Raw genomic sequence first — 9088 nt, 5'->3', positions numbered from 1 at the left:
TCACGGGCGCGGAGCTGACGCTCCCGCAGCGTCGCAGCGTCGATGCGCTGTCGCGTCACTTCCAATCGAGAGCCCCCCGCCGCCACACGTGTACGAGTGCGACCAGAAGCAGGGCAATGAAGATCAGCGTCTCGACGAGCGCAAACGCCCCGAAGGCGTCGAGCCGGACGGCTATTGGGTAGAGGAAGATGACCTCAACGTCGAAGAGGATGAACAGCATCGCTACCAGGTAGAAGCTGATCCCGAAGCGGAAGCTGCGCCGTACGTCGGAGGGCAGCCCGCATTCGTAGGGCTCGCGCTTGCGAGGGTTCGGCCGACGCGGTCCGATCAGACCGTTGAGGAAGGTGAACAGGGTGCCGACCCCTGCTCCCAACAGCACGAAGACGAGACCCGGTAGGTAGCTTCTGAGCATCCTCTGGTCGCAGGTATATCGACGCTTGTGTCGACCTGCTACATAGTGCGAAAGGGCGCATTCTGAGCGAGCTCCACGGGTACCTGGGGATAGCCGTACTGATCGCGAGCGCGGGAGCCGCCGCGGTCGGCGCGGTGAGCTGGTTCGCGCGGCGGCCGGGTGTGGTGTTCTGGCCGCTGCTACGGGTTGCCCAGGCGGCCGTCGCGCTACAGGCGGTGCTCGGCATGGTCTTGCTGGCGGGTGGTCGACGCCCCGCTGACGACCTGCACCTCGCTTACGGCATCGCGGCGCTGCTTGTCAACGTGGTGGCAGAGGGTATGCGCGCCGGAGTTGCTCAGCGGCACCTGGCCGAGCTCCCCGAGCAGGTGGAGTTCGACCAGCTTCCCGAGGAACGCCAGCTCGAGATCGCGGAGCAGATCGCGCGGGGCGAGCTGGGAGTGATGACGATTGCCTCGCTGCTCGTGCTGACGCTGGCGCTGCGTGCCTGGCAGACCGGCGGCTGAGCGCCCGCGCCGATCGCTGCGGCGGTCGGGCGTCTAGCGCGTCCGAACGACCAGCACCCCCCGCATCCCGAGCTGCTCGTGGTCACCGATGCTGCAGTAGTACGTGTAGCGACCGGGGCGCAGCACGAAGGTGACCGTCCGCGAACCGCGCTCGAATGCGGGTGTGCCACCGAGCTCGCGACCCCGCTCGTCGCGCAAGCGCAGATCGTGCGGCAGCGACCCGACGTTGCGCACGACGAACCGCAGCCGTCCCGCTCGCGCCAGGTCGATGCGCGCGGGAGTGAAGCCGTACTCGCGAGCGGTCACTTGTACCGAGGCGCCGGGGACGGCCCGCGCGAAGCCACGCCCCCCACGCTCGACCTGACCGCAACCGGAGGCGGCGACGATGCCCGCTGCCATCAGCAGCGACCAGACGGGGAGCGGGCGGGGGCGACGGCCCGCGGGAGACCGGGCGAGGTGCACGGCTTTTCGAGCCGCGCCCACGATCGCAGAGGAGTTCCGAACGGTTGGCATCGCGATGCCTCTGAGGCGACGCGGATAATATGCCGCCACGTGAGCTCCGAGCCGCGTACTCGCCGCAGCGCCGGGCGGGCCCTCCGCGCCTCAGCGCTGGCCATCGGTGCCGCCGCACTGCTTGCCGGTTGCGGGGGCAAGATCACGGTAACCAAGAGCGATCCAACCTTGCGCCGTGGTGCCGAGCTGTTCAACGAGCGCTGCTCGGTCTGTCACTCGCTCGACGCCGCGAACGCTTACGGATCGAAGCCTCCGGGTCAGCTCGAGCCCGGTGAGCGCACGAACGGCCCCAACTTCAACGTGCGCCGCGTCAAGCGCGACGACGTGCTGTTCGCGATCCGCAACGGTGGTTTCTCGGGTCAGATCATGCCCGCGAACATCGTCGTCGGGCGTGATGCGGAGCTGATCGCCGATTTCCTGGCGACGTGCTCGGGGCGACGCAACCGAGCCGTCTGCGACGCCGACAAGTAGCGCCTTGCTCGACCCGAAGCTGCTGCGCGAGGATCCGGAACGGGTCCGCGCCGCGCTCGCTCGTCGGGGGGCGGCGGAGCTGGTCGACCGCTTCCTCGAACTCGACAAGCGCCGCCGGCAGCTCCTCCCTGAACTCGAAGGTCTGCGCGCAACCAAGCGGCGCGCGAGTCGAGAGATCGGAGAACGTCAGCGGCGCGGCGAGGACGCCAGCGCGGCGATCGCGGAGATGCGCACGACCGCGCAGCGTGAGCGCGCCCTCGAACAGGAACTGCAGGCGGTGGAGGCAGAGCGTGAACGCGTGCTGGCGGCGATGCCGAATCTGCCGTTCGACGACGTTCCGGACGAGCCGCGCGTGTTGCGCAGTTGGGGTGAGGCCGGCCGTCGCGGGCGCGACCACGTCGAGCTCGCGGGGCGCTGGCTCGATCTCGAAGCGGCGGCGCGCACCTCGGGCTCGCGCTTCGTCTATCTGAAGGGACCGCTCGTGATGCTCGAGCTCGCGCTCGTGCGGTGGGCGTTGGAGCTGCTCGAGGGCGAGCAGCACGTGCCGGTGATCCCGCCGGTTTTGGTGCGTGAGCGAGCGCTTTTCGGCACCGGCTTCTGGCCGGACACGGAGCAGCAGGTTTACCGGCTCGCCGAGGACGATCTCTTCCTAGTCGGGACTGCTGAGGTCCCGCTCGCCTCGCTGCACGCCGACGCGATCCTCGCTGAGCAAGATCTACCCCTTCGTTACGGGGGCTTCTCGCCGTGCTTCCGGCGCGAGGCGGGCGCCGCGGGCCGCGACACGCGCGGCATCTTCCGCGTCCACCAGTTCGACAAGGTCGAGATGTTCTGCTTCGTGCGCCCACAGGATTCGGCATCCGAGCACGAGCGGTTGGTGGCGATCCAAGAGCGCATCTACCAGGCGCTCGAGATCCCCTACCGAGTCGTCGACATCGCGGTCGACGATCTCGGCGCTCCGGCCGCGAAGAAGATCGATCTGGAAGCTTGGCTGCCCGGCGAGGGTCGCTTCCGGGAAATCACCTCGTGCTCGAATACCACCGATTTCCAGGCGCGGCGTCTGGAGGTTCGCTACCGGCCGAGCGACGGCGGGCCGCCGCGATACGTCCACACCCTGAACGGCACGGCGGTCGCCGTCGGTCGCACGATCATTGCGATCCTCGAGAACCACCAACGCGACGATGGGACCGTCGAGGTTCCGGAGATCCTGCATCCCTACGGGGCCCCGACGGAGATTCGCCCCCTCTGAGCGCCAGGTGCTGGCGGGGCGCTCGGCCGGTGCTCGGCTCGCGCTCGAGCTTGGCTGCTAAGAAGACCGGTGCGGCGCCTGGCTGGTCAGTGCGCGAGGCCGATGCCGAGCCACACGATCACGAGCGAGAGCAAAAAGATGAGCCCGTCGATCACGCGCAGATCCGGTCGCCGCATGTGCCACACGATCAGCGCCGCGACCAGCCCAACCAGCGCGAGCTTGACGTGCAGCTGCGGATCCGACCAGCGGCCGTACTGTCCAGCCATCGCTGCGCCGGTGGCGAACAACACGCCGATCGCCACCAGCGTGCCCCATCCGAAGCTGCGGGCGATGCGCCTCATCGCGCCGCTCGGGTCGTTGCCGCGCAGAACCGGTACGACCGCCGCGGCGAGCAGCAGCTGACCGCCGACGAAGAACGCCATCGCCAGCAGGTGCAAGAAACGAACGAGCTGCCAGAGCGTCTGGTCGTCCACGAGTCGGGCAAGCTAGCGGATCGCGGGTTCGGAGCGGCTCACCGCTCGCCGTGGCCGCAGTCGCGTGAGCGTCGACGGGCGCTCAGGGTGCGGGCTCGAGCGCAGCGCAGCAGGCGGCACAGCGCTTCGCAGCCTTCGGGATCTTGGTCAGGCAGTAAGGGCACTCGCGTGCGCTCTCGGCTTCCTTGCGTGCGCTGCGCGCGCGCAACCTCTGGACGGGCCGCACCAGCAGGAAGAAGACGACGGCCAGTGTCATCACGAACGCGATCAGAGCGGTCAGGAAGGCGCCGTAGCGAAAGACTGCTCCGCCGACCTTTAGCTCGAGGGAGGAGATGTCGGGATAGCCGCCAACAGCGGCGATCGCGGGCGTGAGGATGTTGGTGACGAAGGACCGGACGAGCGTCGCCAGCGCTGCGCCGACGACGACCGCTACGGCCAGATCGAGGAAGTTGCTTTTCAGCGCGAAATCGCGGAAATCCTTCACGGCGGGCAAACTTAACCGCTGCGGCTAAGCCGCTCGGCGGTTCGCTCGGAGGGGTGGCAGAGCGGTCGAATGCGGCGGTCTTGAAAACCGCTGACCGGGCAACCGGTCCGAGGGTTCGAATCCCTCCCCCTCCGCTCCCCCACGCCGGTCGTGGGGCACGCTTGCGGCTACTCTGGGGTAGGCGCGGCCGGTCGGCCCCGGCGGCGTTCGGCCAGAGGTCCTTCTCCCACGCTCTCGCGGATGCGTTACTGCGTCGTAGCCAAATACGGGGAGCTTGCGCTCAAGGGTCGTAACCGGCCCCGTTTCGTGGCGCGCCTGCGTCGCAACCTGAGGCGTCGGCTCGGCGATGGCGTCGCGATCGAACAGCGCGCGGGGGCGTTCGTGCTGTTTCCGGAGGGTCGCCCCCACGGCAACGAACCCTCGGCAGGCGAGCTCACGGAAGGTGTCCGCGAGCTTTTGGAGCGCGCGCGCGACGTGCTCGGGATTGCCGTACTCCACCCGGCGGTCGCGGTCGACAAACAACCCGAGGCAGCGAGCGCTGCGGCTGTCGGGCTGCTGCGTGACCACCAAGGCAGCTTCGCGATTCGTGCGCGTCGTCGCGACAAGCGTTTTCCGCTCTCGTCACGCGAGCTGGCGATCGTGGTGGGTGCTGCGGTGCAACGCGAGCTCGGGCTGCCCGTCGACCTCGACAACCCCGGCTGCACCGTTCACCTCGAGGTCGACGAACGCGAGATCTTTGTGTTTACCGAACGCCTACGAGGGCGTGGTGGACTACCGGTTGGCGTCAGTGGCCGCGCGGTCGTGTTGATCTCTGGCGGAATCGACTCGCAGGTTGCCGCTTACCGCGCGATGCGACGCGGGCTGCGCTGCGACTTCGTGCACTTCTCGGGCGAGCCGTTCACCGGTCCCGAGTCGATCTACAAGGCCTACGCCAACGTCCGTACGCTCGACCGCTTTCAAGGCGGATCGCGCCTGTGGGTGGTCCCCTTCGGGCGCGCCCAGCGGATGATTGCCGCGGCCGGTGCTGGGCGGCTCCAGGTGATGGCTCAGCGGCGGCTGATGGTACGGGTCGCGTCGCGGCTCGCCGAACGAGTGGGGGCGGCCGCGCTGGTCACCGGTGACGCGCTCGGCCAGGTTGCCAGCCAGACGCTGGCCAACCTCGCCGTCGTCGACGACGCCGCCGAACTGCCGCTTTTGCGCCCGCTGCTCGCTTTCGACAAAGCGGAGATCATCGCCCAGGCCGAAGAGCTCGGCACCTTCGAGGTCTCGCGCTTGCCGGATGAAGACTGCTGCCAACTGTTCGCCCATCGACAGGCAGAGACCAGGGCGAGGGTGGAAGAACTGCGCAAACTCGAGCGCGCGATCGACGTCGAGGAACTCGCCGAAGGACTCGTCGCGCAGGCGCGCGAGCTGCGTCCAGGGAGCGCCACAGCGACCACGGCGGGACAACTAGAGGTCGCCGTCGGGAAGCAGCGCGAGACGACGGTACGCTAGCCAGAGCCGCGCGTCCGGCCGCCCGGGCGTGCGGGCACGCGCGCCACGGCCACTCCCAGGCAATGCTCGTATCCGCTGAAAAGCTCGCGACCGCGCTCGACGCTCTCGACCCCCGGCACGTCGAGGTGCTCGAGCTGTCGTTGCGCCGGCGCGTACCCGATCACTCGCTCGCGCGCATCCTCGGCTGTCCGATCGCCGACGTGGCGCGCCGCCGCGCGCTCGCCATTGACGAGCTCGCGGCCATCCTCGAACTGGAGCGTGGCGAGGAGCTCGGGGCGGTGCTTGCGTCACTGCTCGAACCCGACTCCTGGAACGAACTCGACCGGCTACGACGGTCGCGTGATCTGGCTGACGAGACCGCCGAGCCGACCACCAAAGAGAGTGCGTCGCCGCGGCCGTGGCAGGGAGCGGGAAGGGGGCGCTTCGAGGCGGAAGGGTCGGCGGCGCCCGTCGTCCCGCTCCGCACGCGCGGACCCGAAGACGGTCGCGACGAACCCGCTAAGCGGACCACGGCGACCGACCAGGGGTCAGCGAGCCAAGGGGCGCTGAGCGAGACCGCTGATCCGCGCTCGGTTCGCACCCTCGCGGAGGGTCAGGAGCCGCAGCCGCCGCACGGTGGTAGGCCCGGCGAGCCCGCGTCGGCGACGACCGCGCAGTCCTACGCCGACTACGAGCCCAGCGCCACGCGGTGGCCCTTCGCAATGCGCCTCTCTCCACTGCTCTTGGGACTGGGAGCGGTTATCGGCCTAACGCTGGCGGTCGCTGCCCTGCTGCTGTTGCGGGGTGGTTCCGATAGCAGGCAGGTGGCGCAGGCTCCGGACCAGCCGCGCCGCTTCGTGCCGCAAGGAGGGGGTCCACTGGCTCTGCCCTTCCCGTCCGATCCCTCCCAGGGCGAGTGCTACGGCACGCTGGCGCTCGACCGGGCGACCTCCCTGCGTTCCGCTCCCAACGGCCGCGTAATCGCACAAATCGGCCGCCGCACCGAGTGGGGTTCGCCCCGAGTCCTCTCGATCGTCGCCGTGCGTGGCGACTGGCTCGGTGTGCTGGCGCCCGAACTGCGCAACGGCGAGGTCGGTTGGGTGCGACGCAACGCCGGTCGTATCGGCTGTGTCCGTTGGTCGCTACACGTCGATCTCTCGCGGCGCCTCCTGGTGGTGCGCCGATCGGGCACTCCCGTGCGCAAGATCCGAGTCGGTGTGGGCCGACCACAGAACCCCACGCCGATTGGTCGCTTCGCCGTCACCGACCGGCTACGCGTCGCTGATCGCGGGTCGCCTTACGGCTGCTGCGTATTGGCGCTCACCGGGCATCAGCCCCGCTTGCCGCCGGGCTGGCCTGGTGGCGACCGCCTGGCGATCCACGCGACGACCGATCCATCCTCGATCGGTCGCGCGGTGAGCCTCGGTTGTTTGCGCGCCCAGCCGAGCGCGATGCGTTGGCTGATCCGAAAGGTGCCACTGGGAACACCGGTTTTCATTCACCGGTAGACGAGCGGCGTGGCGCGCGCGGCGAGCGGCGAGATGCGGGAGCGGTGGTGCGCGATCGCGACTGTTCTCGGCACAGTGCTCGTTTGCGGGACACCCGACGGTGTGCGCAGGGTGATCCTGCCTGCGCCAGACAGCTCGCAGCCACCTTCCGAGCTGCCCGGCTTGCGCGACACGAGTGGCCGCGCCTTCGCCAGCGAGGTCGGGCCGGTGATCGCCGCGCTGGCGCGCGGTGACACGGTCGCCCGGCACGAACTCCCGACGATCGCTTGGGGGGCGGTGCACGGCTTCACGCGCGCCGTGCTCGAGTACGTCTCGACGATTCCTCGGGGAGCTGTCCGCACCTACGGAGAGGTCGCTTCGGCGCTCGGTCGCCCGGGTGCTGCGCGCGCCGTCGGGCAAGCGCTGCGAGCGAATCCGGTGCCTCTGCTCGTGCCTTGCCACCGAGTGGTCGCTGCAGATGGCTCGCTCGGCGGGTTCAGTGCCGGCGGGAGGCGGCAAAAGGAGCGCCTGTTGGAAGCGGAAGGAGCGCTTCGCCGAGACCTCTCCGGCCCGACTAAAGACGCGATGCGAGCGCTTGTGCGGCGAGCTCGATGAGCCCACCTGCGGGTACGCCGGCGACCGTTCCCTCGGCGCCGATCGTGCGTGGGCGTCCGTTCTCGCTCTCCAGCAGCGCGCGAGCGGCGAACGGTAGTGGGGTGTCGCCGGCCAGGCCGCCAGCGACCGAACCGATCGCGCCGCCGAGCGGACCGCCGAGAGCCTCGCCGGCAAGACCGCCGAGGGCGGCCGGCGACGCACTACCTCGCAGGCCGACGAGGTAGCGACGCGGCTTCCCGGCGACGCTCCTGATCTCCAGGCGCGACACCGCGAGCGGACCGAGCTGCGAGCGCTCGATGACGACCGCGACGCGGCGAAAGCCATCGAGCCGGCCGAGCTGTCCGCCGCCGAGCGGCAGACGCAGACCGTGACCCCGCACCGACAGCTCTTGACCGCGCCCAACGAGCAGCAGCACCCACGGTAGTGCCCGTACGTGAACGGTCGCTTGGCCGCCTTCGCGCTCCAGGCGGTCGGCGACGCGTTTCTCGGCAATCCGCGGGGCGACGAGCTGCCCGCCGAGGAGCGTGGCTGCGAGCACGAGCAAGGCAATTCCGAAGGCGCGCCGGCGCGGCATACAATCGGGATTCTCGCGGAGAGGTGGCCGAGTGGCTGAAGGCACTCGCCTGCTAAGCGAGTAAGGGGCGGCAAGCTCCTTCGAGGGTTCGAATCCCTCCCTCTCCGTTCACTCGCGCCGGCCGACGAGATGTGGCCCGCGGTGTCGCGCGGGAATGGCGCGGCGGCGTTCAGCCGCGGGCGACCGCCAAGTAGATGCGCACGAGCACCTCGACCAGTCGTTCCCGCGGCACCTCGAGATAACCGAGCACCCAATCGATTACGACCTCGTTGGTTGCTCCGACCAAGGCGAGTGCGGCGATGCGCCGCTCGTCGGGGTCGTTACGGTCGGCTGGGAGAAGACCCGCCGACATCTCCTCGAGCAGGGCCGCGAACTCGTGCATCACCTCGCGTCGGCGATGTTCCAGTTGCTCGTCCCGTCCGACGCTCTCGAGCAGCTGCACGCGGGCCCGGCGGCGGTCGCGGTCGAGCGCGCCGACGAAAGCCGAAACGCCGGCCCGCACACGGTCCTCGAGGGTCGCCGGTGCCTCGGCGAGCGCCGCCAGCGTCTCGGCGCGGACGCTTTCGATCACGTGCTCGTAAACCGCTGCCAGAAGGTCGTCGCGGTTCTCGAAGTGCTCGTAGAAGTAGCGCTCGGTGAGGCCCGCGCGCCGGCAAACGCCGCGCACGGTGGTGCGATCGAAACCGACCGTGCCGATCAAATCGAGTCCAGCCTCGATCAACCGGGCGCGTCGCGCGGCGCGACGCTCACTCGCCGGAACGCCCCCGTAGGGGCGCCCTTCGGGAGCGGCGTCGGTAGCGTCGCGGGACTTCTGGGGTTGCACCACGAGGCCATCTT

The 9088-nt window shown here is 69.4% G+C and carries 12 protein-coding genes and 2 tRNA genes; 8 read left to right on the top strand and 6 right to left on the bottom strand.

Annotated elements, in window-relative coordinates; all coding sequences use genetic code 11:
* Positions 1 to 55: 55 nt before the first annotated feature.
* Positions 56 to 412, bottom strand: a complete 357-nt coding sequence (locus tag BLW41_RS02320; protein WP_093115859.1) for an NADH-quinone oxidoreductase subunit A — start codon at positions 410 to 412, stop codon at positions 56 to 58.
* Positions 413 to 546: 134 nt separating this feature from the next.
* Between BLW41_RS02320 and BLW41_RS02315 the strand changes: the two genes are divergently transcribed.
* Positions 547 to 915, top strand: coding sequence for a hypothetical protein (locus BLW41_RS02315; RefSeq protein WP_093115857.1), 369 nt, complete (start codon positions 547 to 549; stop codon positions 913 to 915).
* A gap of 33 nt (positions 916 to 948) precedes the next feature.
* On the opposite strand, the gene BLW41_RS10845 is transcribed toward BLW41_RS02315, so the two are convergent.
* Positions 949 to 1314: a cupredoxin domain-containing protein gene (locus tag BLW41_RS10845; protein ID WP_177169267.1), complete on the bottom strand. Its 366-nt coding sequence runs from the start codon at positions 1312 to 1314 to the stop codon at positions 949 to 951.
* 153 nt (positions 1315 to 1467) lie between these two features.
* Between BLW41_RS10845 and BLW41_RS10840 the strand changes: the two genes are divergently transcribed.
* Positions 1468 to 1899: a c-type cytochrome gene (locus BLW41_RS10840; RefSeq protein ID WP_093115853.1), complete on the top strand. Its 432-nt coding sequence runs from the start codon at positions 1468 to 1470 to the stop codon at positions 1897 to 1899.
* A 4-nt stretch (positions 1900 to 1903) separates the two neighbouring features.
* Entirely contained in the window at positions 1904 to 3145 is a 1242-nt protein-coding gene (serS, locus tag BLW41_RS02300; protein WP_093115851.1) for a serine--tRNA ligase, read from the top strand.
* Between the two features lie 86 nt (positions 3146 to 3231).
* On the opposite strand, the gene BLW41_RS02295 is transcribed toward serS, so the two are convergent.
* Positions 3232 to 3618, bottom strand: coding sequence for a hypothetical protein (locus BLW41_RS02295; RefSeq protein ID WP_093115849.1), 387 nt, complete (start codon positions 3616 to 3618; stop codon positions 3232 to 3234).
* A gap of 82 nt (positions 3619 to 3700) precedes the next feature.
* Entirely contained in the window at positions 3701 to 4102 is a 402-nt protein-coding gene (mscL, locus tag BLW41_RS02290; RefSeq protein ID WP_093115847.1) for a large conductance mechanosensitive channel protein MscL, read from the bottom strand.
* A 47-nt stretch (positions 4103 to 4149) separates the two neighbouring features.
* Between mscL and BLW41_RS02285 the strand changes: the two genes are divergently transcribed.
* From BLW41_RS02285 to BLW41_RS02270, 4 genes are all read left to right on the top strand, one after another.
* Positions 4150 to 4236, top strand: a tRNA-Ser gene (locus BLW41_RS02285).
* Between the two features lie 106 nt (positions 4237 to 4342).
* A complete protein-coding gene (thiI, locus tag BLW41_RS02280; protein ID WP_093115845.1) occupies positions 4343 to 5596 on the top strand; it encodes a tRNA uracil 4-sulfurtransferase ThiI in 1254 nt (417 codons plus the stop codon).
* Between the two features lie 62 nt (positions 5597 to 5658).
* On the top strand, positions 5659 to 7083 hold the full coding sequence (locus BLW41_RS02275; RefSeq protein WP_093115843.1) for a L,D-transpeptidase: 1425 nt from the start codon (positions 5659 to 5661) through the stop codon (positions 7081 to 7083).
* 9 nt (positions 7084 to 7092) lie between these two features.
* Positions 7093 to 7677, top strand: coding sequence for a methylated-DNA--[protein]-cysteine S-methyltransferase (locus BLW41_RS02270; protein ID WP_093115841.1), 585 nt, complete (start codon positions 7093 to 7095; stop codon positions 7675 to 7677).
* On the opposite strand, the gene BLW41_RS02265 is transcribed toward BLW41_RS02270, so the two are convergent.
* On the bottom strand, positions 7637 to 8251 hold the full coding sequence (locus tag BLW41_RS02265) for a hypothetical protein (RefSeq protein ID WP_093115839.1): 615 nt from the start codon (positions 8249 to 8251) through the stop codon (positions 7637 to 7639). The genes BLW41_RS02270 and BLW41_RS02265 overlap by 41 nt on opposite strands.
* Before the next feature lie 17 nt (positions 8252 to 8268).
* Here BLW41_RS02265 and BLW41_RS02260 point away from each other — a divergent pair.
* Positions 8269 to 8358, top strand: a tRNA-Ser gene (locus BLW41_RS02260).
* Between the two features lie 62 nt (positions 8359 to 8420).
* On the opposite strand, the gene BLW41_RS02255 is transcribed toward BLW41_RS02260, so the two are convergent.
* Positions 8421 to 9074: a TetR/AcrR family transcriptional regulator gene (locus BLW41_RS02255; RefSeq protein WP_177169266.1), complete on the bottom strand. Its 654-nt coding sequence runs from the start codon at positions 9072 to 9074 to the stop codon at positions 8421 to 8423.
* Between the last annotated feature and the right edge of the window lie 14 nt (positions 9075 to 9088).

It is taken from the genome of Thermoleophilum album, assembly GCF_900108055.1.
GTDB classification, from domain to species: Bacteria; Actinomycetota; Thermoleophilia; order Solirubrobacterales; family Thermoleophilaceae; genus Thermoleophilum; species Thermoleophilum album.
Note: the sequence above shows the minus strand (reverse complement) of the source record. Positions and strands in the feature narration are given on the sequence as shown.